General features: G+C 61.3%; 15 protein-coding genes and 3 pseudogenes. 10 read left to right on the top strand and 8 right to left on the bottom strand.

Annotation, left to right across the window (positions count from 1 at the left end; genetic code table 11):
- Nucleotides 1–147 (top strand): annotated as a pseudogene (locus CMO28_RS01685) (IS3 family transposase); the annotation flags it as partial.
- Between the two features lie 123 nt (nucleotides 148–270).
- Here CMO28_RS01685 and CMO28_RS01680 read toward each other — a convergent pair.
- From CMO28_RS01680 to CMO28_RS01655, 6 genes are read right to left on the bottom strand one after another with little or no spacing between them, the layout of a single operon-like run.
- Complete coding sequence (locus CMO28_RS01680; RefSeq protein WP_296708625.1) at nucleotides 271–2016, bottom strand: ATP-binding protein; 1746 nt, start codon at nucleotides 2014–2016, stop codon at nucleotides 271–273.
- 12 nt (nucleotides 2017–2028) lie between these two features.
- Nucleotides 2029–3063: an SIR2 family protein gene (locus CMO28_RS01675; protein WP_296708622.1), complete on the bottom strand. Its 1035-nt coding sequence runs from the start codon at nucleotides 3061–3063 to the stop codon at nucleotides 2029–2031.
- Between the two features lie 21 nt (nucleotides 3064–3084).
- Nucleotides 3085–3351: a hypothetical protein gene (locus tag CMO28_RS01670; protein WP_296708619.1), complete on the bottom strand. Its 267-nt coding sequence runs from the start codon at nucleotides 3349–3351 to the stop codon at nucleotides 3085–3087.
- Between the two features lie 55 nt (nucleotides 3352–3406).
- Nucleotides 3407–4144 carry a PaeR7I family type II restriction endonuclease gene (locus CMO28_RS01665; RefSeq protein WP_296708617.1) on the bottom strand — a complete coding sequence of 246 codons (738 nt, stop codon included), beginning with the start codon at nucleotides 4142–4144 and terminating at the stop codon, nucleotides 3407–3409.
- A 7-nt stretch (nucleotides 4145–4151) separates the two neighbouring features.
- On the bottom strand, nucleotides 4152–5840 hold the full coding sequence (locus CMO28_RS01660) for an Eco57I restriction-modification methylase domain-containing protein (RefSeq protein ID WP_296708614.1): 1689 nt from the start codon (nucleotides 5838–5840) through the stop codon (nucleotides 4152–4154).
- A gap of 25 nt (nucleotides 5841–5865) precedes the next feature.
- The gene (locus CMO28_RS01655) at nucleotides 5866–6045 is read right to left on the bottom strand and encodes a ribbon-helix-helix domain-containing protein (RefSeq protein ID WP_296708611.1); all 180 of its coding nucleotides are present in this window, start codon (nucleotides 6043–6045) and stop codon (nucleotides 5866–5868) included.
- A gap of 177 nt (nucleotides 6046–6222) precedes the next feature.
- Between CMO28_RS01655 and CMO28_RS01650 the strand changes: the two genes are divergently transcribed.
- The 4 genes and pseudogenes from CMO28_RS01650 (at nucleotide 6223) to CMO28_RS01635 (ending at nucleotide 10817) form a co-directional block, all read left to right on the top strand.
- Nucleotides 6223–7269 carry a hypothetical protein gene (locus tag CMO28_RS01650; protein WP_296708609.1) on the top strand — a complete coding sequence of 349 codons (1047 nt, stop codon included), beginning with the start codon at nucleotides 6223–6225 and terminating at the stop codon, nucleotides 7267–7269.
- Between the two features lie 12 nt (nucleotides 7270–7281).
- Nucleotides 7282–8183, top strand: a pseudogene (locus CMO28_RS01645) (IS3 family transposase).
- Nucleotides 8184–8649: 466 nt separating this feature from the next.
- Nucleotides 8650–9612, top strand: a complete 963-nt coding sequence (locus CMO28_RS01640; RefSeq protein WP_296708606.1) for a tyrosine-type recombinase/integrase — start codon at nucleotides 8650–8652, stop codon at nucleotides 9610–9612.
- Nucleotides 9613–9929: 317 nt separating this feature from the next.
- Nucleotides 9930–10817: an ArdC family protein gene (locus CMO28_RS01635; RefSeq protein WP_296708604.1), complete on the top strand. Its 888-nt coding sequence runs from the start codon at nucleotides 9930–9932 to the stop codon at nucleotides 10815–10817.
- A 237-nt stretch (nucleotides 10818–11054) separates the two neighbouring features.
- On the opposite strand, the pseudogene CMO28_RS01630 reads toward CMO28_RS01635, so the two are convergent.
- Nucleotides 11055–11899: pseudogene (locus tag CMO28_RS01630) on the bottom strand (transposase).
- 437 nt (nucleotides 11900–12336) lie between these two features.
- Between CMO28_RS01630 and CMO28_RS01625 the strand changes: the two are divergent.
- Nucleotides 12337–18795 carry a hypothetical protein gene (locus tag CMO28_RS01625; protein ID WP_296708602.1) on the top strand — a complete coding sequence of 2153 codons (6459 nt, stop codon included), beginning with the start codon at nucleotides 12337–12339 and terminating at the stop codon, nucleotides 18793–18795.
- A gap of 40 nt (nucleotides 18796–18835) precedes the next feature.
- A complete protein-coding gene (locus tag CMO28_RS01620; protein ID WP_296708598.1) occupies nucleotides 18836–19444 on the top strand; it encodes a hypothetical protein in 609 nt (202 codons plus the stop codon).
- Nucleotides 19445–19702: 258 nt separating this feature from the next.
- Here CMO28_RS01620 and CMO28_RS01615 read toward each other — a convergent pair whose 3' ends face one another.
- Nucleotides 19703–20515, bottom strand: a complete 813-nt coding sequence (locus CMO28_RS01615) for an IS630 family transposase (RefSeq protein WP_296708597.1) — start codon at nucleotides 20513–20515, stop codon at nucleotides 19703–19705.
- Nucleotides 20516–20658: 143 nt separating this feature from the next.
- Here CMO28_RS01615 and CMO28_RS01610 point away from each other — a divergent pair, with 143 nt between their 5' ends.
- The 3 genes from CMO28_RS01610 (at nucleotide 20659) to CMO28_RS29835 (ending at nucleotide 22214) form a co-directional block, all read left to right on the top strand.
- Nucleotides 20659–21345 carry a ParA family protein gene (locus CMO28_RS01610; RefSeq protein ID WP_296708594.1) on the top strand — a complete coding sequence of 229 codons (687 nt, stop codon included), beginning with the start codon at nucleotides 20659–20661 and terminating at the stop codon, nucleotides 21343–21345.
- Complete coding sequence (locus CMO28_RS01605) at nucleotides 21342–21701, top strand: hypothetical protein (protein WP_296708591.1); 360 nt, start codon at nucleotides 21342–21344, stop codon at nucleotides 21699–21701. The genes CMO28_RS01610 and CMO28_RS01605 overlap by 4 nt, the downstream gene beginning before the upstream one ends.
- A gap of 306 nt (nucleotides 21702–22007) precedes the next feature.
- Nucleotides 22008–22214, top strand: a complete 207-nt coding sequence (locus CMO28_RS29835) for a CopG family ribbon-helix-helix protein (protein ID WP_372014602.1) — start codon at nucleotides 22008–22010, stop codon at nucleotides 22212–22214.
- The last annotated feature ends 321 nt before the right edge of the window (nucleotides 22215–22535 follow it).

The raw sequence follows: 22535 nt of genomic DNA, 5'->3' as shown, positions 1-22535 counted from the left end.
TCCTTGGAAGCCGTCGAGTATGCGACCCTCGAATGGGCCGACTGGCTCAACAACCGCCGGCTCCTCGAGCCGATCGGCAACATTCCGCCGGCCGAGGCCGAGCAACGCTGGTGGGACGAACAGGAGCAGGCGGCCATCGCAGCCTGACTCAATGCCCCGAGCCTCCGACGAACCCGGCGCGGTTCATATCGCCGTCCCGATAGCCGAAACTTTTACCGCCCCACGTCCACAACCACTTCATCTGAACGTCTCCGTTCCTCGGGCGGACCGCTATGCCTGTTGCGTCTGCTTGCGCCATCCGCTGACAGCGGCCGGAATCGCGCCAATCGGCGCATCCTTCGACCACTCATCCCAGAAATCGACGGTGCCGCTGTTCGGATGAGCAGTTGGCTCCGCAATCCGGATGCGGCTCGGCAGCAGGCTCGCATCGCCAACGACGAGCGCTTCTCCGGTGTCTAGTATCGGCAGCAGGTCGCTGAAACCGCCCAAGCTATCGGGCAGCAGCCGCCGGACGACACCTTGGTCTTCTGCGTTGGTCAGCCGCATCGCGATCAGGTTGTTGCACTGACTGAGCACCGTCCGATTGACCTCTGAGGGACGTTGGCTGATGACAACAAGTCCAACGCCATACTTTCGGCCTTCCTTGGCGATGCGCTCGAAGATGGAAATCGAGATCTCGTTGGCGGCATCGCCTTGGGCACGTTCCGGGATGTAGAGGTGCGCCTCATCACAGAACAGGGCAACCGGGTGCCGTTTTCCTGGCGCGGTCCACTGCTGGAGGGAGAACGCCAAGCGCGCGACGAGGCTCACAATCAGCGGCAGCACGTCTGACGGAACCTCCGAGAAGTCGATAATCTTCACGCCGCCCTTCTTGTCAGGTTGGTCCTGACTGCCGCCGACCAGCGTTGAGCAGAGCGTTTCCAGCCAATCAAACTTGAGAGTGTCTTCGCCGCCGCGAAAGAGGAAGCCGAGGCGGCGGTCGGTCCGCTTGTTCTCAAAGCGCGCGATCATTCGGCTTAGTTTGTCGAAATACGGTCCCTGCTTTTCTGATTTAGCGCCCGGCACCATTTCTGTGTTGAGCCTGTTCAGCTCGGTAACGACGCCGCCAATGTCAAAGGGAACTGGGCTGTCGATGGTGAAATTATCGAGAACGTCCTGATGCTTCCCGTTGGTCAGGAAGGTCCGCTTGGCGTCGGTCACGGTGCGCGACATCAACATCGCTTGGTTAGGCGCATTCTGGTCGCTGCGATCGACGAACATGGAAATCATGGCCTCGTATCCCAGCAGCCAGAACGGCAGGTAGATTACGCCGTCCTTGAGGCTTGTTCCCTTGTCGAGATCGCCGGGTCCGGCAATGCGAAAGTGGCGAATGCCATCGCCGACGAGTGGCGTGTACTCGCCATGAAGGTCGAAGACGAGGGCGTTGGCGTTTGGCAGGCTGGCCACCTGTTCCAGAACGCGGGCGGTCGTCCACGACTTGCCTGAGCCTGTGCTCCCAACGACGATGGCGTGGCGTTGGAAGAACTTGTTGCCGTTGAGGTACGCTGTCGCGTTTTCATCCAAGGTGTAGGAGCCGAGTGTCAGCTTCTGGCCGTCGCTGGCGACACGGGCGATGACGCGCATGAAGGCCGTCAGGCTCTCTCCCTCAATCGCGAAGCAGTTCGCATCAATCTCAGGGACGGTTTCTAGCGTTCGCCGGAAGAGGTTTTCCTCGGTTCCCTTCTTGTCGATGTGCGTGCCGATCAGGGCGACCCGCACGACGTTCTCCTCAGGTAGAACGTCTTCGTCAGTTGCTTCGCCTTCTCCGATGGCCTTCGCCTCCTTCATCGATCGAACAATCTTCTGTATCACCCCAATCAGGTGCTCACCCGCCCGGCTGCTTTGAAGAAAGACAAGGCGGCTGACCTGCATCCGTCGCAGCTTCTCAACATCCGAAACACGAACCACGACCGTTGCTGTATCTACGGCGACGACTGCCCCTAAGGCATCCGCATCCTGATAGGTGAAAATCCCCATGATAGGCCCCCTTTATGTCGTCTTATCGAGGAAGTCGGGCAGCCGCCACAGATGGACGCCATCCAGCACCACGCCGGCCGGGTGCTGGTGCGACCACATGCGTGTGCCGTTATCTGCCTCTTCCAGTGCCAAGAAGTGCTGGCCGTTTGCTCCCTCCAGCATCTTCTTAGCGGTTTTGCTTAGCTCCTTTGCGAGCACGACCAGAAAGGCGTCGCCCCGTTTCCAGCGCTCCAGCAGTTTCGGCTGGATATGTGTGTCATTGAAGCCAAAGCCGACGCAGAGATACGCGCTTGCGCGCGCTAGGGCGCCATCGGCCCCGGCGATGATCGAGCGAAACGGCTCAAGGTGTGTGCGTTCGTATTTCTCGATACCGGGTGTCACGATGGCCGGACGGCGGCCGGTCGGGATGGATCGTGCCGACGTGAGCGCGATAACCTGGCCGTCTTGATCGATGAACCAGTCCAAGCAGCCGTGCACCTTCCAGATATCGACGGTGCGGGCTTGTTGGTTGTCCTGCCTGAATGATAGCCGCGAGCCAGATTGCCGCTGGCGCAGGTATCCGTAGCTGAAGCCCGTGTGGTGACAGTATCCCGCCCGATCGGCGGCATACTCAGCCAGCCGGTCATAGTTGGGCGTCACCACTGAAATCGTTCGGTTTGTGCTGTTGAACAGATGACGGTAGAGCCGGGCGAGAGGGAGGTGGTTCACGTCGCCGAGAACCGCTTCAAATACGCGCGCATCTGCGGCGCTGATCAAACTCCATGTCTGCTCGACAACATGGTCAGAGAGTTTTTCACTCAGCTTGATTGCGTGCAGCGCGCTTTCGAGGTCTTTGGTGGCGAGTTCGTTAATGAACTGATCCCAAAGACCCTCGTCCGAACCGGACAGCACCCCGTCCCGCATAGAGCCTTTCAGGTGGGCCGCCAGTGCGCCCATGCTGGGCAATCCAGCCGGAATGGAGGCACCACTTCCGAGCACGATCACCGGAGATGCCTTGAGGCATCTCTGGCCTTCCTCAATCGCAATCTCGACAGTCGTTTTCGGCAAGATGCTTCCTCATGCGTAGTTTTAGGATTCCAGATACCAGGAGACGCCGACCAAGACGTTTCCGATCGCGATGCACGCAAACCCGATGGTAAGGAGCCAAATCCCTGCCTTTTGCTTCCGGGCGACCTGCTCGTCCATGCCGACGATCAGCGGAACCACCTGTTGCTGCCCGGCGAGGATATCCATGAGCAGGCGAATGTTCACATCGGTGGCCTGGTGGGCAGCAACCATCATGTCCAAGATGCCCTTGACCCTCCAAGCAAGGATGATCGCGCCGATGGCGTTCAATCCGATCCCTGCAATTCTTAGCCAAACGACCATCCTGTCCCCCCGATCTCTACGGCTATGCCCGTGCCGCTTCAGCAGCAAGGTGCCCGGCAAGTTCCGTCACAAATGTTCGGAGTCCTGTCATGTCGCTCATTTCCGCGAAGTCGCCCGTATTTGCGGCAGTCCGGGGAGACGTGAGAATGCAAGCCGACGAATAAAGCTGTTCCTGCACGAGCTTCTTGCAGAGCACGTTGTAGCGCTCAGCATACGAGGCGTTTTGAAAGTCCTGGAAAACTGGGAAGTGGGGCGAGCGATCCCGTACAGGTGCGCGTGAGGCTGGCGCGTCCTCCAGCAGCATCAGCCAGCCGACGAAGGGGCGTGGCTGCTCGCCGAACGCACCCTCCCGGTAGGCTGTCCAAAGATCGACAGCCGTGCCGATGGCTTCCTCGGTTCGGTTGTTGAAGTTGTTTCCGAAAGAGGGGCCGACCTGGGATTTGAACTCCAGCGCGGCGACGAGGTGGCCTTTCCTCAGGATCAGTAAGTCCCAGAGTTTGGTGGGACGAAAATAGCCGGGCAGCGTCAGTACACGGCCGTCCTGAAGAATGGTTGCGTCCGTTAGTCCGTTTGCTTCGGCAAGGTCGGCGACCAATTGAAGGAAGCCGTTCATATTCTTTCCGGCGGTGACGCCGGCGCGCTCCCCCTGATCCGCCTTGCCGGATTCAAGTTGCTTGAGACGTGCGGCTTCTCGGTTCCCCCAAAACAGCTTGACGGCCTCGCGAGCCTTGTTTTCGTACTCGGCAAGATCCAATGCCATTAGCGCATTACCCCCCATTGCCGCCGAGGGCAGTGCGCTCGGCCTTATCCATTCGATAAAGCCGGAAGACGGCCTGGTTACAGCTTGCAATGTCGCCGCTGGTGGCCGCGTCAGCAAGTTCCGCGCGCAAATCCTCAGATACGTCGCACCAATGTGGGACGCGGATACGCCGGAGATACTGCGCTTGGAAGCGCAGGTAGCCGCCACGCATCTTCGTCGAGTACATGGAAACAAAGAGCTTGGCGATGCCCGACAGCAGCACCGCTTGCAATGCCCTTAGCTCCCACTCATCGGATGTGATGAAGTAGAGGTTGTGATGGGGGTAGAGGTGGCCGGCCTCATAGACGATATGCGCCTCACCCTTGATGTCGGGGATAAGCAGCTTCGGGCGGCTGGCCAGGGCCGGATAGATACGATCGATAGTCCGGTACCAGCCATTCGGGTTCTTTTGGGAAACGTGGCGCTTCCTGATTTCCTCGCCATTGGCTTCAAGGTGGGCGCGGAGCTTGGGATAGGCGTCCAGAGGAACGAGGCCGCCATCATTCTTGAACGGGTTGATCACGCCGTAGCCGCGCCATTGCACGGTGCCGGCAAGAATGTCCCGCGTCATGACGAGGGGCAGTTTGCGGTCGGGCTCCACGTCCAGAGTATCGAAGGGGGCAATGAAAACCCTGTCTGCGCCGGTCGCCACGCCAATGCCGACCTTGCAGCCGGTCTCTTCGAGCGTCGGGAACTCACGCTCCAAACGGCGAACGACTGCGAGCTGATCGAACGACTCAAGAATCCAAGGATCGGCGCCTGCGGCGACGCCCTTGATCTCCTTGATGTCTGCGCTGAGTGTGTCGGTATCGTCCAGCATCGCGCGTGAGAGCGCTGTTAGCGCCTGAGGTGTAATCGCCGGTCGATGAGCAAGCCGCGTTGGGCCGGGACGTTCTCTCGTTATGACGGTGATTGCAGGGTATGCGATGACCTCCGAGTGGAAGGCAGGCGTGTCCACCATGTCCACATAGAATTTCAGGCGATAACCCTCGGCGACCATCTTCCGCAGCGGACCGCCGTAGCGGTTCTTCATCCAGCGATCCGCGCAGATGAAGCCGAGTGCGCCTCCCTCGGCGAGCAGCGAGAGCGACCGTTCGATAAAGGGGATGTAGATGTCAGCGCGATCAAAAACTGTCGTGAACTGGCGCCGGTATTCGGCGATCAGCGCATCCGGTATCAGCTCTTGGCGAACATAGGGCGGGTTGCCGACAACGTAGTGAAAGCCATCAGGTAGCGGATGCAGCAGAAAGTCGCCTTGGACCAGCCACGCATCCAGCAGCCGGTCGCAGTCAACGTCCGGCAAGCCTTCTTCTCGGAGTAAAGCGGCCAGGCGGGCGCGGGTTGCGGTGAAGGTTTTGCGATGAAGCTCAATCGCGCGAACACTGTCGATTAGGGATTCCAACGGTGCGTCGGCGGTATGCCACGCCCTCAACAAGCGCTCGACTGCGGCAAGGAGAAAGTCCCCATTGCCAAAGGACGGTTCGAGCAAGCGTTGCGTATGGAGGGGCTTGTCGTCGGTATAGCCCGTCAGGTCGAGGATGAAGTCCACGACTTCGCGTCGGGTGAAGATGGCACCGCGTTCCTCGATACCGCTTTCAGCCATCTGTGCAACGGCTGCATCGACCGGACACATCCCAGGTAGGGATACGTGGCGCATGGGGCGAATTGCTTCTGCCATGTGCTCAGCCTACCCTGCGCTTTTCCGAGCCGCCCATTGGGTCGGGCGCGTCGCCACGGTGGCGATCCAGAAACTCACGCATGGAACGACGGATCACCCACGACGCAGAGACGTCGTGGCTGCGTGCCAGACGGTCTATCTCAGCATAGTCGTCCGGGTCGACGGTGACCGTGATTCGCTTCATGTGCTTGTCTTTCTTAGGGAATGGCATCCTCACACCCATGATGCATAGCTTCGCATTTGATGATACCATATCTAGCGTCGGAGGCACGATCAAACGCAATATGGGTTGGCGGCAAGGGCGAAGGTCATGCGGTTCAAGAACTTGGAACGCTATCGGACGGGAGGGGCCAGGAATCGAATGGAATTGTCCATCCCATTGCCAAAGACGCCCGAGGGGCGCGTCTATCGCTATTCGCCAAATGAGAAAGCGTTGCCGCGTCATTTCGTATTGGGTGATGTTGCCGAGAACGTGATGGTCAGTGATGATGCGCGCAAGCGCATGAAGCTGGAACCCCGCTCGAAGCAGACTGTCTGTCCCTATAGCGGCATTGTTGCTGACGACCAGGATTTCATGCACCCGGATGACGTGGAAGCCGCGAAGAAGATGGTGGCACACGCCGCCAAGGCCGACATGGCAAGCGCCTTTCACGGCATGTTTCGAGACATGGAGCGAAAGTTTTCGTCCTCGAAATTCGTCAAGATCAAAGCTGGTCCGCGTCCTACGGCAAAACCACGGCTGAGATTTTCTCGGCGTGATCTCTTGCGAGAGTTGGTGTGTGATCACTGTGGTCGGGACTACGGCGTCTTTGCTATTGGCCTTTTTTGCCCCGATTGCGGCGCCCCGAACGTCCGACTGCATTTCGCGCGCGAAGTCCAGATCGTTGCGCAACAAATCGCATTGGCGGACGCGCAAGAGGGCAATCAGGAATTGGGATACAGGCTCATGGGCAACGCTCATGAGGACGTGCTCACGGCATTCGAGGCAACCCTCAAGGCAGTTTATCTTTATGGCTGCGACCAGCTTGGCCCTGACGCTCCCAAGCCAAAGCCAGTGCGAAACGATTTTCAGAATGTTGAAATCGCACAGCGCCGGTTCGCGGAATTGAACTTCGATCCATTCTCACCCTTGTCCGAGGCCGAGCTTGCGGCGCTTAAGCTCAACATTCAGAAGCGCCATGTCATCGGGCATAATCTCGGGATCATGGATGATAAATTTGCCGACCATGCTAGGGATGCGCGGGTTGGCGAAACCATTCATCTGGTCGGTGAAGATATTCGACAGTTTGCAGCGGTGGCACAGTGTGTGGTGGACGCCCTTGATGCTTGGCTCGCCGGCGGCATTCCCGCAACCACCGTACTGGCCGAAGTGAACCGCATCGGGTTTGCCGGAGGCTCCAACTCTTGAGAGGATGGAGCCATGACCAGCAGGACGACGAACAAGTTTGCCCCCGAAGTGCGTAGCCGCGCGGTCCGGATGGTTCTCGAGCACGAGAGCGATCACGCCTCCCGCTGGGCCGCCATCGCCTCGATCGCCGGCAAGATCGGTTGCACACCGGAGACGCTGCGGCTGTGGGTGAAGCGGGCCGAGCGTGAGGGCGGTAAGATCGACGGCGTCGCTCCGGACCTGAACGCCCGCCTGAAGGCACTCGAGCGGGAGAACCGCGAACTGCGGCAGGCGAACGAGATCCCGAGATGGGACTTCAAGGCGTTGTTCGTGGTCGACCGATCCGGACGACCATCTCGGACAAGGCAACGCCATGCCCGCGTGACCTCGTCAATCGACAGTTCAGAGCGCCGGGACCGAACCGGCTCTGGGTCTCCGATTTCACCTGCGTGGCGACCTGGGCGGGTTTCGTCTACGTCGCCTTCGTGATTGACGTGTTCGCGCGGCGTATCGTCGGTTGGCGGGCGAGCCGAACCGCGCATGCGAGCCTCGTGCTCGATGCCCTCGAGCAAGCCCTCCATGCGCGCCGGCCGGCACCCGGTGGCGGTCTCGTCCATCACAGTGATCGAGGCGGCCGATACCTGTCGATCCGCGACACCGAACGCCTCGTCGACGCCGGCGTGGTGCCCTCGGTGGGCAGTGTCGGAGATTCCTACGACAACGCCCTCGCCGAGACGATCAACGGGCTTTACAAAGCCGAGGTGATCCATCAGCGCGGACCTTGGCGCTCCTTGGAAGCCGTCGAGTATGCGACCCTCGAATGGGTCGACTGGTTCAACAACCGCCGGCTCCTCGAGCCGATCGGCAACATTCCGCCGGCCGAGGCCGAGCAACGCTGGTGGGACGAACAGGAGCAGGCGGCCATCGCCGCCTGACTCAACGCGCCGAGCTTCCGACGAACCCGGCGCGGTTCAGAGAACCATCTGCTTCGGCAAATTGGGAGTCAACGACCCGCAAATTGGTAGCCGAAAGACAGCAATCTGGGAAGGAATAAGAAAGATCGCCATCTGCGATCGAGCTTTAGCAGGTTGCCGAAGAACGATCAGCGCTAAGCCTTCATCCCGATCCGTCGCCCGTGATGGAAGCCGACCTCGACCCTCCAGGTCACCCGTGGTGCCGGTAGCGGCTCTTCCTCTGGCCGATCACCATCTTGATCCAGCCGAACGCCTCCTTGATGCGCAAGCGCGGTCCGCCAGAGAGGCGCCTCATCCAGTTTCACCACTTTTCCGCAGCCGGCCAAACATCCCGGCACTATCTCCCTCACCTAGCGCCTATATCTATGATAACGTCCTTTATCAGTGTTTTGAGAAGACCCCTCTCCCTCACCCACGGCACCCGCCCATGCCCCTGATCCCCGCCACCCCACCCGGCCTGCCCGTCACCCCACCCCTCATCGCCGCCGCCGGCGATCCGGCCCAACTGCGCTTCCTCGAATTCTTCGTCGCCCGGATCCGCAACCCGCACACCCGGCGTGCCTATGGCCGGGCGGCCGAAGACTTCCTCACCTGGTGCAGCGGCGTCGGGCTGACCGCGATCGGTCAGGTCCAGCCGCTGCATGTCGCGGCCTGGGTCGAGCTTCAGGGGCGGCACTTCGCCGCGCCGACCGTCAAGCAGCGCCTGGCCGGGCTGAAGCATCTGTTCGACTGGCTGGTGACCGGCCAGATTCTGCCCGCCAACCCGGCCGCGTCGGTGCGCGGCCCGGTGCATCGGGTCAAACGGGGCAAGACCCCGGTTCTGGAGGCGGCCGAGGCGCGGCGGATCCTGGAGGCGATCGACGTCTCAACCCCGATCGGGCTGCGCGACCGCGCCCTGATCGGGCTGATGGTCTACAGCTTCGCCCGGATCGGTGCGGCCCTGGCCATGCGGGTGGAGGATGTCTATGTCCAGAACCGGCGCCTCTGGGTGCGGCTGCACGAGAAGGGGGGCAAGCGTCACGACATGCCCTGTCACCACAATCTCGATGCCTGGCTGCACGACTATATGGAGGGTTGTGCGCTGGCGGGTGACCGGCGGAGTGCCCTGTTCCGGACCATCGCCCGCGGCACCGGCCGGCTGAGCGACCGGGCGATGCAGCAGGCCGATGCCTATGCTATGATCCGGCGCCGGGCCGCGGCGGCCGGGATCGAGACGCCCATCGGCAATCACAGCTTCCGGGCCACGGGGATCACCGCCTATCTCAAGAACGGGGGCACGCTGGAAAAGGCGGCGACCATGGCCAACCATGCCTCCACCCGCACCACCCAGCTTTATGACCGGCGGCCGGATGAGGTGACGCTGGATGAGGTGGAGCGGATCTTCGTCTGACCCTCTGGCTAACGCTCTGCGATCTCCGGCATCTGATCAAAACCCCGGCCCCTGAAGATGGGGAACCCAGGTTCCCCGCGGCGCAAGGGGCAAGCGCCGGCGGCGGTGCCGCCGTCGTCGATCGCGGGGTCTCCCCAGCCTTCGGCGGCAGGCCGCCTGCAGGCCGGCGCACAGCGCCGCCCCGGGCCTGGGCCCGGGGTGGGTGATCCCCCTCCCCGCGATCGACCCCTCTGAGCTGCGCCGCTTCCCCTCCTTCGTTCGCCACTTGGGCGTTGTCGGTCGATGAAATCGACCGACACATCAAGACGGAGGAGACCATGAAGCAGGATCTTCACGCCGAGGTGACCGCCCGGATCGTGGCGCAGCTTGAGACGGGTGTGCGGCCCTGGATGCGCCCCTGGACGACGGGGGAGAGTGTTGCAGGTCGGCCGCTTCGGGCCACGGGTGAGCCCTATCGTGGAATCAACACGCTCATTCTGTGGGAAGCGAGCCTCATCCGGGGCTATCATGCGCCGACCTGGATCACCTTCCGGCAGGCCCGGGCGGAAGGCGGCACCGTTCGTCGGGGGGAGCGCGGGACCACGGTCGTCTACAGCTCTGCCCTCACCCGTACCGATGTCGATCCGGAGACGGGCGAGGAAGCAGAGACCCGGATCCCGTTCCTGAAGAGCTATACGGTGTTCAATGTCGAGCAGTGCGACGGACTGCCGGACCGATTGACGGCACCGCTTCCGGCGTGCCCCGAACCTGAACGGATCGCTGCCGCCGAAGCCTTCATTGAGGCGACGGGCGCTCGCATTGAGGCCGGGGGTGGGCCTGCCTTTTATGCGCCGGCTCGGGATATGATCGGCATGCCGGCACGCACTGCCTTCCGCGACGCTCATGGTTGGTACGCCACCCTCTTGCACGAGCTGACCCATTGGACCGGTCATCCCGCCCGGTGCCATCGCCAGTTCGGCCGGCGCTTTGCCGATCAGGCTTACGCCCGTGAAGAGCTGGTTGCCGAACTTGGCGCGGCCTTCCTGTGCGCGGATCTGGGCGTTGCACTCACGCCGCGGGAGGACCATGCCGCCTATCTCGCGAGCTGGCTCGATGTGCTCAGGGTAGACAAGCGTGCGATCTTCCAGGCTGCGAGTTTTGCGGCACGGGCGGTGGACTATCTCCATGCGTTGCAGGCGGCGGCATCGGGGCAGGCTGTCGCGTAGCCATAAAAATGCACTTACATCATTGTATATACAGTGATGTAAGTGCAGTTTCGCGTTATATTTTTTCTAAAGACCTCCGTCCGAAAGACCCGTGTTGATCGGGCGAACTCTGGTCGTCTGAGGTTGTCATGGCGGTGTCGTGGGTGCATGCATATGAAATGCATATAGGTGACGCCCCACCCCGTGTTGTAGCTCGCGCAATAGCGTCGAGGTCTCCGGCATGTCTGGCCAGTTGTATCATGCTGCGACGACGGGAAGCATGATGTGTGGATCATCGCCGAGAGGAGCGATGGTCTCAAGGGTCATGTATCGGGCGCGCTGGACGGCCCATTCATCATTCTGCTCCAGGAGAATGGCACCGATGAGCCTTGTGATGGCGGCCTCGCCCGGAAAGATACCGACGACCTCGGTACGGCGCTTGATCTCGCCGTCCAGGCACTCGATGGGATTGGTGCTGTGCAGCTTGGCCCAATGGCTCTTGGGAACGGTCATGCAGGCAAGCACGTCCTCTTCGGCCTCGTCCAGCAGCACCGCCAGCTTTGGGACCTTGGGCCGGATCTGATCGGCGACCTGACGCCACTGCGCCCTGGCGGCGCCGGCATCATTCTGGGCGAAGGCCGTGGCAATGAAAGCCAAAACGACCCTGCGGCCCTGCTTGCCGGCATGGGCGAGGGCATCGCGCATGAAGTGGACCCGGCAGTGCTGCCATGTTGCCCGAAACACCTTGGTCACCGCGGCTTTGATGCCTTCATGTGCGTCAGACGCCATGAGCTTCATGCCGGCCAGGCCCCAGGGCCTTCTCCGCCATGCGCCGGGGCTCCAGGAAACCCGGAAAACAGCTGCCTTTCGGGAGCTTGGGAATGCGCAGCTCTACCGTCCCCACACGGGTTTCCCAGTCCCGGTCCGGTAGCCGTTGCGCTGCACAAGCTGGTCCGGCGAACGCTCTCCCGGTGTCGCCCCGATCAGCGCGTGAACCTCCAGCTCCATCAGACGCTGGGCGGCAAAGCCGATCATCTCGCGCAGCACATCCCCATCCGTCCCTTTTCCAGCAGGCGCTGCAGTGCCATCATCTCGTTGGTCATTGTGGTTACCCTCGGTTGGGCTTTTGTTGTGGTGACCAAACTTTACCGAAGAACCACGATAACCGCCCGCTGAGACACACCTTCCAGCCGGCTACGCCGGCCTACAGGTGTGACCGGGCGACTGGGTCACCGCATGGTGAGACTGCGGGGTCTTGACATCGATGAAGGGGGGAGCGGCCGTGAAACCGTTTCAATCCTCGTTGGGCCTAACGGGTCAGGCAAAAGCCGGCTGCTGCTGGAGATTGCCGAGCGATATCGCTTCGAGCGGAACGTGACGATCATCTGCAACACGCCGCATGACCGGTTCGTCGGACTGCGGCGCCCGAAGCGGTTATCGGCTCCAGCGGCGAGGTGTGCGGTGGGGAAGGCGACTAACAGCCCGAGATGGTTGAAGCTGGTCGCTATAATTCTGACTTTGATGAAAGGCAGCCGGGAGCGTGGCGCGAACCGACTACAGTGGCAAGCGAGGAAGCAACGCCGGTGACGACTATCACGAACTGTGGGCAGCGCGCCGCGCACTAGAATTGATCACACCGGGGACCGGCCTCATTGAGCTAACGGTTGAGGGAGTTCGTGCCGATGATGCCGAAGGTATGGATGAAGTCTTGTGGGATGGGGTCGATGCCGCTTTCTATTACGGCCCGGACATCGACACGATCGAAGGCGTTGACCTCGTCCAGTTCAAATATTCCGGAAGCGATCCCGATACGCCCTGGACCGTAGCGCGGCTCGCTTATGCGAAAAACAGGGAGAAGACCAACGCGCTGATCGCCCGCCTTGCTAGCGCCTGGAAGGGGATGCGTAAACAGCGGCGCGAGCTTGATGCTGCGGGCAATATTGTCGTGAAGCTCGCCAGCAACCAGCCACTTGCGCAGGAAGTGCTCGATGCGCTGGCCGCAGCACCCGGCGATGCGATGCGAACCAAGCTGCAAAAGGCGAGTGGCCTGACACTCGCCGAGTTTGCCGCTTTTGCTCCCGCCCTGGACTTCAGCGATTGTGGCGACCAGTCGCGGTTCGCGCATGAGAAGCGGGTCATTCAGATGCTCTCCGGCCTCACAGATGGCGACGTACGGGCCGAGTTTGCGGTATTGCGCGAGTTTATCCGCAAGCGGATGCGGCCCGAAGGCAGCCGGGAGACGATTACCGCGGAAAGCGTGTTCGGCATCTTCGGCCATGCTGACAAGCGCATCTTCTATCCTTGTCCGACCGAGATAGCCCGCGTCTCCGAGTTGGTTCCCCGCGCCGCTGCCGGCACGATTGAAACGATGTTCACCCAAGGCACGCAGAAAATCTGTTTGGCGGGTGCGGGCGGTCAAGGCAAGACGACGGTATTGCAGGATCTCGCACAGCGCTTGCCGACGGGCTCCGAGCTGATCGTCTATGACTGTTATGGCGGCGGCACCTATCTCAATTCCAACGGCTACCGGCATCGCGCCGAAGATGCATTCTTGCAGCTTGCAAATGACACAGCCGCTCGACTGCTGTTGCCGCCTTTATTTTCCGAAACGGGTGTCGATCATCCGCGCCGCTTTGCACGGAAGCTGGATGCGACGGCCGCTGCCTTGGCTTCGAGGCATCCCGATGCGTTGCTGGTCATTGCTGTAGACGCCGCGGACAACGCAGTTACCGCTGCATCGCAGTGCGTACCGCCTGAGCGCGCCTTTGTGCATGATCTCGCGCGGCTGGGCGGTTTACCGGCAAATGTCCGGTTGATGTTCAGCGCTCGGACTGGCCGCCTCGCTGATCTCGAACTTCCAGATGATGTTGTCCTGGTTCCGTTGGAACCATTCGGGCCAGAAGAATCCATCCGCTTTGCAGAAGCCAGGCTGGGGCCGCAAGCCGACGACTGGCATGAGGAGTTCCATTTCCATTCGGGCGGCAATCCGCGGGTGCAGCGTTATGCCATCGAATTTGCCGGTGAAGTAGCCGACGCCGCGCTCGACTATCTCAAGCCGAACGGTAAAAATCTCGAGCTGATCTTCACAACTCGCTTTGATGAAGCGCGGACTAAGTCTGGCAGCACTGCCGAGCTGGCCCGCTTCTGCGCGGCATTGATCGTGCTGCCAAGGCCAGTGCCGATCGACCAGCTTGCTGGCGTACTCGACGCTAAACTGGCACATATCCGTGACCTCATCGCGGACCTTGCGCCCGGCTTGGTTCTCGCGGACGAGCTGGTGAGCTTCGCCGACGAGGATTTCGAGCATTTCCTTCGTGAAGCCGGTGCATCGGCAATGTCCGAAATTGGGACGCGCGCCGCCGATCATTTGATGGCCCGGCGCATGGCCGACCCCTATGCGGCTAGCCATGTCGCCAATCAGGCTTTGCTCGCCGGTCGGCGCGAGGACGTCATTGCCCTAGTTCGTGAGCCGGTAGCCGACTATCCGATTGCCGATCCGGCTGCACGGGGGGAAGTCCATCGCCGAAGATTGCGCGCGGCAATGCATGTCTGTCGTGAAACTGGAAATGTCATCGATGCCGCCGCGCTGCTGCTCGAAGGTGCGCAAGCGCTCAAGACCGACGACGCGGTGCAAAACACCTTGTTCAAGCATGTCGAACTTGCCGCGAATTTTTCTCGGGATACGATCTTTTCGCTGCTGCTGAGAAACCGCGACAAGCGTCCAGGACATGGCGTCTTGCTCCTCCAGCTTGCCGGGATTGACGGAATTGCTGGCGATCGTATCGGCATGAAGTCCCATTTCCGAAGCTTTCTTGCCTGGCAGGATGGACGCGAGGATGCCCAGAAAGCCTTTGAGGATGAGAATGACGACGAGGTCGCCGACGAGGATGATCCCGATGCCGGTATGCGACGTCGCAGACGCGATATCGCCAGGGAAAATTTCGAGCGGGATTGGAAACTCGAGGGGGACGATGTCGCCGCATTTCTGACCGGATGGTTGCATGCCTACGGCGCGAGCGAGGTTCTGGCACTGATCCGGCGCGCGCAACCCGCACGGTTCAGGCTGGAAGTGCTGCGTTGCCTGGTGATGCGCTTGGCACGTCGGGGGAATCTCGCTTTGCTGACGCAAATGCGTGATGCATTACCGCTCCCGCATCCCGGCCGCCCGATAGTCGAGCTGGCAGTCGGCTTGTGCGGCGGAGATTTTGCTGCCGAACCGATGTTGCTCCACCTGGAGGCCATGGCGGCCCGCGGCGGATTTGACGAGCGCAATGTCGGCACCGACCACATGCCGGACGATGCGGCGAGCGAAGCACTGCGCTTTGGTCTTGACGCATGCGATCTGGTCGCCATGCAGGCTGGCGATCCTGCGCGCCTCGCCGTTGCACTGGCACCGGCGATGGCGACAAGCGCGAGAACGCCCAGCGCGCTGGCGAGCTATGGCCCCAGGAGCAGCGATATTGCGGCGCGGGTCTTTGCGTTGGCAAATGTACTCAAGGGCGAGCCTGTCACGTTCGACAAGTTTGTGGTTGAGCCACCACCGCCGCCTCCACCGCCCAAGAAAGTTCGTGGGAAGAAAGCATCCCAGCAGCGGCTTTCGCGTGATCGCGAGTCAGATTTGCGTAAAGTGAAGGAACTGTTCGAACCAATCCTGCAGCTTCATGCCACGCGCGCCATGGTGCTTGTTGGCACCATCACGCCGGGTGATGCACTACCGGCCTTGGTCGAGGCACTGAAGAAATTAGGCGCCGCCCGTCGCTATTATACGCGGGAGGATGAATGGCGTACGCGCGACGATGCTGCGATCCGCGCGCTGCTTCCATTGGGTCTGATCGCCGGCATGGACGCCGCCGCTTTGTTTACGGCGCTCCGCGGCGCTCTGGGTGAAATCGGTTCGCTAATGCGGTTCGGCGCGCTCGACTTTCTCAAACATGCGTCACTCGTGCCGGGCTTCCGGCCCGGCATCGTCGAACTTGCGGTTGAGACCTGCGATCATGTGCGCGGTATAAAAATCTCTGCCGACGAGAAAATCGACTATCTCGTCGAGCTTGCGAAGCTAGTGCTCCCGATCGATGCTGCAGCCGCCCGCTATTGCTTCAACGCCGCGATGAGCGTTGCCGGCGATGTCGATTATGACACGCTACACGCCCTGTCGGTGACGGCGGCGCTGGCAAAGCGCGCTCGGCCGGCGATGCGCGATGCCGACGCTGAGTGTGTGGCACTACGCCTCGCTGCGGTCCATCAAGATGCCGCGATCCGTCTCGGCAACGCCGATCAATTCCCCTGGAGCGACGTAGCGATCTCGCTGGCCGCGCTTGCGCCGAATATTGCGCTTGCGGCGGTAGCGCGCTTTGCAGAACTCGATCTGACCAGCGGGTCGTCGATGCTCGACAGAACGCTCTTGCAATGCGCTGCCGACAAGACGCTCGACGATAGGAGTTTGGCGGCCTTTTTACCGATCCTCGGCGAGGATGGCGGCCCCCTTGCGACGCTGCTGTTCGAGCATGCCGGTACAACTTCTGACCGGCTGCTTGCCGAGGTCGTCGCGAGCCATCTGCTGCGCGAACCTTGTGGCGACCGTGGGAAACAGATCGCTGCGGTTGCGCAGCTGGCCGAGCCTGGTCCGGCCGTGCACGATCTTATCGCCGCTGCAAATTTTGAGGCGACACTTCCCCAGAACCAGCCGGTCTATTCCCGCTACGATTCGCCAGCCAGCCCAGGGGCTGGACCGAAACCGATCGACCCGGCGCTGCTGTCCGTTGCGGGAATCGATGGCATCGCGTCGTTCAGGGCGCGGGTCGACGCCATCATCGCCGCTGAGAAGAGTCCATATGCATCGCGTAGCGCGATTGCGAACCGGTTACTGGCCAATGTCCCCGTACATCGCATCGGTGAGTTTCTCGACTTGCTCATATCGGTGCCGGAAGAGGACGGCGTCGTCCATGACATTGCTCATTTCCTGCGGGAGCAGCTCGACCGGTGGCACGACAAGCTCGCTGCAAGGCAATGGGCGAGAGATCGGCTTCTATCGGTCATCGAAGCGCGATTGCCCGAATTCCTATGGTATATTGACGACCGTACGCCTGATCTTGCGGCGTTGCTCAAGCGGAGCGAAGCAAACCCAGCTGTGATCGTCAGCCGGCTGCTATCGGCAATCGAGCAGCACATCACATCGCTGAACTCTCTGGGCATCTTTCGGCTAATCAGCTTGCTGAGCGACTATCTCACCCAGGAGCAAGCCCAGGGGATTCTCGATCGGCATACTAACGCGCTGCATCTCCGGCTCGAAGTCGCGGACCGTAATCTGCCGGGTTTCGATACCATTGGCGATTCCGCGTCGTCGGTCGCACGCTTTATTTATGCCGAACTTGGTCATGTCGCGCAGGCACGGCGGTGGCGGGCCGGCTATGGCTTGCGCATTCTCGCACGCCTCGGGAGTCGCGATATACTCGAGCAGGTGCGTCAGCGCTATGACCATCGTGCTGAACCCGCCTTCAGCCACCCTGAAGCGCCCTTCTACTTCTGGGCGGCAAAACTCTGGTTCATGATGGGGCTAGCGCGCATCGCTTGGGAGACCCCCCACTGCATTCAAGGATACCGGGACTGGTTGTTCGAGCAGGCCGAAAGCGCCGCATTTCCGCATTTGCTGGTGCGCGCGTCGGCAAAACAGGCGTTGCAGGGGCTGGCCTATGCCGATCCGAACAGCTTCAGCAAAGCCGATTGCGCGCGCATCGCGGAGATCAACACCAGCAAGCTCCTGGCCCAACAATCAACCACGCAAAGCTGGCACAAGGGGTTCGACCGCCATCGTCCGCTTGGCGAGGAGGGGCGGAGATTTCGATTCGACAGCCTGGATTCGCTGCCATACTGGTATTCACCGCTTATGCGGTGTTTTGCCGAACCCGATCCTGGCGCCTTCCTGGAATGGGCCGAACGCTGGATCGTCGATGACCTCGGCGTTACCGACGACATTTTGAGCTATGACAAGCTGCGCGGCAACCACCGTTTCAATCGGCGGGGCCGGGATAGTTTGAACAGCCATGGTTCGCTCCCGGCGGTCGAGCGCTATCGCACGCATCTGGAATGGCACGCGCTCTACCTAGCAGGGGGTGAAGCGTTGGCGGCGTGGCCGCTCGCGGCCGACGCTGAAGAGGATGCGTACGACAATTTCGACCATTGGCTTTCATGCCAGGGGCTAACGCTAGCGCCAGCCTGGCTCGGCGATCTACGCGGACCAAAGCCGCTTGAAGCCATTGCCTGGCAGGGACCGCAGCTGGACGATTGGCTGAAGATGCCGGACATCGACGCCGTTCGCAGAGCGCTGGGGCTGGACCGCTCGGATTGGCTGGTCGTCAGTGGGCATCACTGGCTGCACTATGGCGAGGCGTCGGGATCGACCCGGGTCGAGAGCGCATTGGTGTCGCGCGACATGGCGACTTCCCTGCGGCTCGCGCTCGAGGCCAGCGAGAATAGTCAAGATTATCGTCTCGCCGTGAATGACGACGACAGTTTGGAAATCGCGTCGGGAAGATTTGTGCTCAAATCACTCCTCGTTGATTGGAACGGTGGAACCGAACTTGACATCCATGACCCCCTGCGCGGCGAGGTGTCTGCCTCGGGTCAGTTGCCCCATCCGCGGATCGTCGCCTTGCTTGGCCTAGTGCGCGATCCATCCGGGCTGCCGGTCTGGCGCGATCCGAAGGGTGTCGTCACTGTTCAGCGGGTCGCCTGGAGCGACCCGCAACAACCCGATGAGCGCGCTTCCCGGCATTCTGCCCAAGGTAAGGAGCTGTTGTTTCGCAGGTCGGCGATTGTGCAAATTCTCGAAGCGTATGGGCTCGATCTTATCACCGAAATCAACTTCAACCGGCGAATTGGCGAAGCGAGCTATGCCCTCAAAAAAGACAAAAAGCGCGAGCGCGAATATAACCGGATCATCCTTTACCGGCATGACGGGAAAATCGAAGCGAGCACGCGCGGTCTCGGCCGTTGGGCGTGAGATCGAAGCTGCGCTGGGACTGGGGCGGAGCGCCGATGTCTTGACGCGCTGGATGGCGTTCCGCCTCGCCGAGGTGCGCGCAGCCGTCGAGGACGCGCCGACGGCTGCGGCACGCAAAGCTGCGCTTGCCGAGCAGGACGCCCTGATCATGGCGTTGTGGAACCAGCGGGGCACGCTCCCTGAACCGCTCGGCGTCGATCGCCGCACCGGGCTCGCCGCGCGCATCATCCAGAAACTTGTCAGTGATCCGAGCGTGTGGGACCGACCGGACACGCCCCGTAATACCGTCGAAGCTCTTGATAGCCTGAGCTATCATTGGGCTTATCTTCTCTCGGCAACGGCCGTGCTGACCTACAAGCGCGAAGCGATCGCGCTCGGCCCTGAGGATCCGGATATGCCCCTCACCGACGAAGAACGTGAAGATCGCAAGCAATGGGTGGAATTGTCCGAACGAGTCCTGCGCGAGGTTCGCATGCGGGAAGGATCGCTACACCGCGAGCCCGCGCTGTCCGATGATGAAGCGGTAGTGAATCTCGAACAGGATGTCGGCAATGCCATCGCCAAATTACGTGCCCATCTCGACATACTGGAAGCAACTCTACTTCCAGATGTTCAGAAAAATTCTTCGAAAAAGCGCGTGCCTAAGTAAAATATCTGTCCGTCTTGTTGAAGAGATAATCGTCGATAGACTTCATGCGTTTGTCTGCATCGCCTAAACGCACTGGTGACAGCTGTCGATAAATGTCTAAGCACGAATGAGTTATGCCAATCTGCAATAATAAGAACTCATGAGACCCGCGCTTCAACCCAATGGACATGATCTTCCAGGGATGGCTGATGAGCTTATTCCAGGCATGGCAGCACATAGCGATGATCTGATCGTAGATTCGAAGATGCGATTGGATAGTCAATTCTCACGCATGAACTTCCAGACATTCTCGACCGGGTTGAGTTCCGGCGATCTGGGCGGCAGGGCGATGATGGTGATGTTCGCCGGTACGATCAGCTTGTCGGTCATATGCCATCCGGCCCGATCCATCATGAGCACGGCGTGCGCTCCGGGCGCGACCTGGTTGGCGATCTCATCGAGATGCCACTGCATGCCACGGGTATCGCAGCGGGGCAGGATCAGGGCGGCGCCGGCGCCGCGTTCAGGGCACACGCCCCCAAAGATGTAGGCCGAGCTGGCCCGTTGATCCTGGGGTTCTACAGGACATGTCCCTTGCCTGGCCCAGCGCCGCGTGATCTTGTTCTTCTGGCCGATCCGGGCTTTATCCTGCCACCACAGCTCTATCCCGGTTCCCGGCGGTAAGGCGGCGTCGATTTCTGCCAGTCTGGTCTGGAATTTTTTTAAAGTCTTCAAGCGCTTCGACATCCTGGGCATGGTGACGGGGCCGGGCTGACAGCTTGCGGAACCCGTCGCCTTCGGCTCTCGTCCCACTGTCGTCTCGTCGATCGAGATGCCGAATTCCTCGGAGATCCAGTGCGCCAGATCCTTGAGCCGCCAACGCACCACACCGTCAACCCCCAGCGTCGGCCCGCCTGCCACTTTTTCCGCCAGTGCCTGACGCCAAGCAGCGTTCAGCTTCGGCACCGCACCAGGCGCCTTGCGATCGATCAGCCCGTCCGGCCCGTGGCTGTTGAGACGCAGAACCCAATCCCGAATGATCTGCAGGCCAACCCTGCCCAGGCTGGTTTGCCGAACATCTGCTGTCGCCATTGTAGATCGAGGCCANTGCCAGGAGGATCCAGGGGCCGATGCCTTCCTTGTAGTCTGATGGGCAAACCATATAAGCATATTTACATCTATGCATAGATGCGTTCTTAATATCCGTGTAGCCTACACTCACAAGGAGACCGCCGATGCCCGTCATCGCGCTCGCCAACAGCAAAGGCGGGGTGGGGAAGTCGACCACCGCCCTGGTCCTTGCGCAGGTGTTTGCGGCCCAGGGCGCCGGGGTGACGCTGCTCGATGCCGACCCGAACCAGCCGCTTGGAGCGTGGGCGGCACGGGATCCCGAGCGGGTGCCGGCCCTGCTCCGGGTGGTGCCTGATGTGACGGAGGAAAACATCCTCGATCACATCGACAGTGCCGCGGCCCGTGATCCCTTCGTGATCGTGGATCTGGAGGGCACGGCCAATATGGCGGTGTCCTATGCGATCGGCCGGGCGGACCTGGTGCTGATCCCCATGCGCGGATCTCAGCTGGATGCGGATCAGGGGGCGCGGGTCATCAAGGTGATCGCCCGCCAGGCTCAGGCCTTCCGCAGGACGATCCCCTATGCGGTCCTCTTCACCTGCACGAGCGTCCTCAGGGGACGGGACTTCCGCCATATTGCGGCCAGTCTTCAGGATGCCGGCATCCCCATTCTGCCGGCGGAGATGGTCGAGCGTGCGGCTTTCCGGGCGATCATGCAGATCGGAGGCACCATCTATGACCTCGGCCCGGGCGACGTCGCCAATCCCGAAGCGGCGATCGAGAATGCGGAAGCCGTCGCGGCGGCTGTGGTGGACTATTTGAAGGGACATGTGAAGGGAGATGGGGCATGAGCGAGAGCAAGCGCGACGGCGCCCGCAAGCGCGCCACCCTGGATCTCAGTGGCTTTGCTCCGACGCCGGCGAAGCCGGCCGCGGCCGATGTCGCTGCCGCAATCGGTCGCGAGGCCGGGTTCACCTCCCGGGCGGCTTCAGTTTCCACTCCGACGCCCACCCCCACTCCGACACCCGCGCCGCGCCGTGATGCCCGCATGACCATCGTGCTGCCGGCGGGTCTGCATGACTGGCTCCGCGAGCAGGCTTTTCACCGCGGCACATCGATGCGCGGGGTGATCATGGCGGCGCTCAAGGAGGCCGGGGCGCCGGTCGATGATGACGATCTCCACGATCGACGCCAGACACGCGACTGAGTTCGGCAGAGGTCAGGCCGCAAGGGGATGGGGGCGTGTTGCCCTCATCCCCTTTGTGTTGTCCGGAAAGAGCTGGGGTGCCCCACGCGACGGTTGCGAATCATGTCTGGCCAATCTTGTTCAGAATCGGCTAGCATTCAGCCCGATGGTGATTCGACGGCGACGCAGCATCCTTTCGCGGAACCGACGAAGCCCAGATGCAACCGACAACCACCCCTTGTATCGAATCGCGATTTCTATCTCAGATTCTAGGCGGGGGACAGAAAACGGTTGCTGACTCGCACATCACGACGTTACAGATAACCGATGGCACAGAATCAGCTAGCCCTACGACAGCAAGCACATCGTGACCGGCAGGCAGCTGCCGGACGCGGTCTCTTGCATACCTATGTTCCTGGCGAGCTTCTCAGCGAGTTGGATCGTCTGAAGGAGCGAGAGGGAATGCCGAATCGGAGTGTGCTGGTTGCACAAGCGCTGAAGGAATTTATCGAACGCAGGCAGGCTGAAAAGTAAAAGCCTCGGTCGTTGGCGCGACCGAGGCTTTCAGAGATTGAGTGCAAGAGCCGCGATACCGCTATCAAACGAGAACCCGCCCCACACGTACAGCTCCGATGATAGCGGCTGGCGGCCCCCTCGGCAACGCAGGGGCCGGGTGGCCTCGGGGCGCCCGCGGGGACGCCCGGGTCTCATTCTCCGCGGCGCTGGTGCGCGAACTCCTCGGTCGCCTCGAGGGCCTACGCCAGCCGGCCAGCCTCATCCTGGAGGTGACTGACCGCGCCGCCGGAAGGCGCCTCAGTAGGGCCTACAGCGGTGGGGCGGGCGCGGGCGGTCCGC

This window comes from Tistrella sp., from assembly GCF_002684955.1.
Classification (GTDB): Bacteria; Pseudomonadota; Alphaproteobacteria; order Tistrellales; family Tistrellaceae; genus Tistrella; species Tistrella mobilis.
This window is presented reverse-complemented; position numbering and strand designations above follow the sequence as displayed.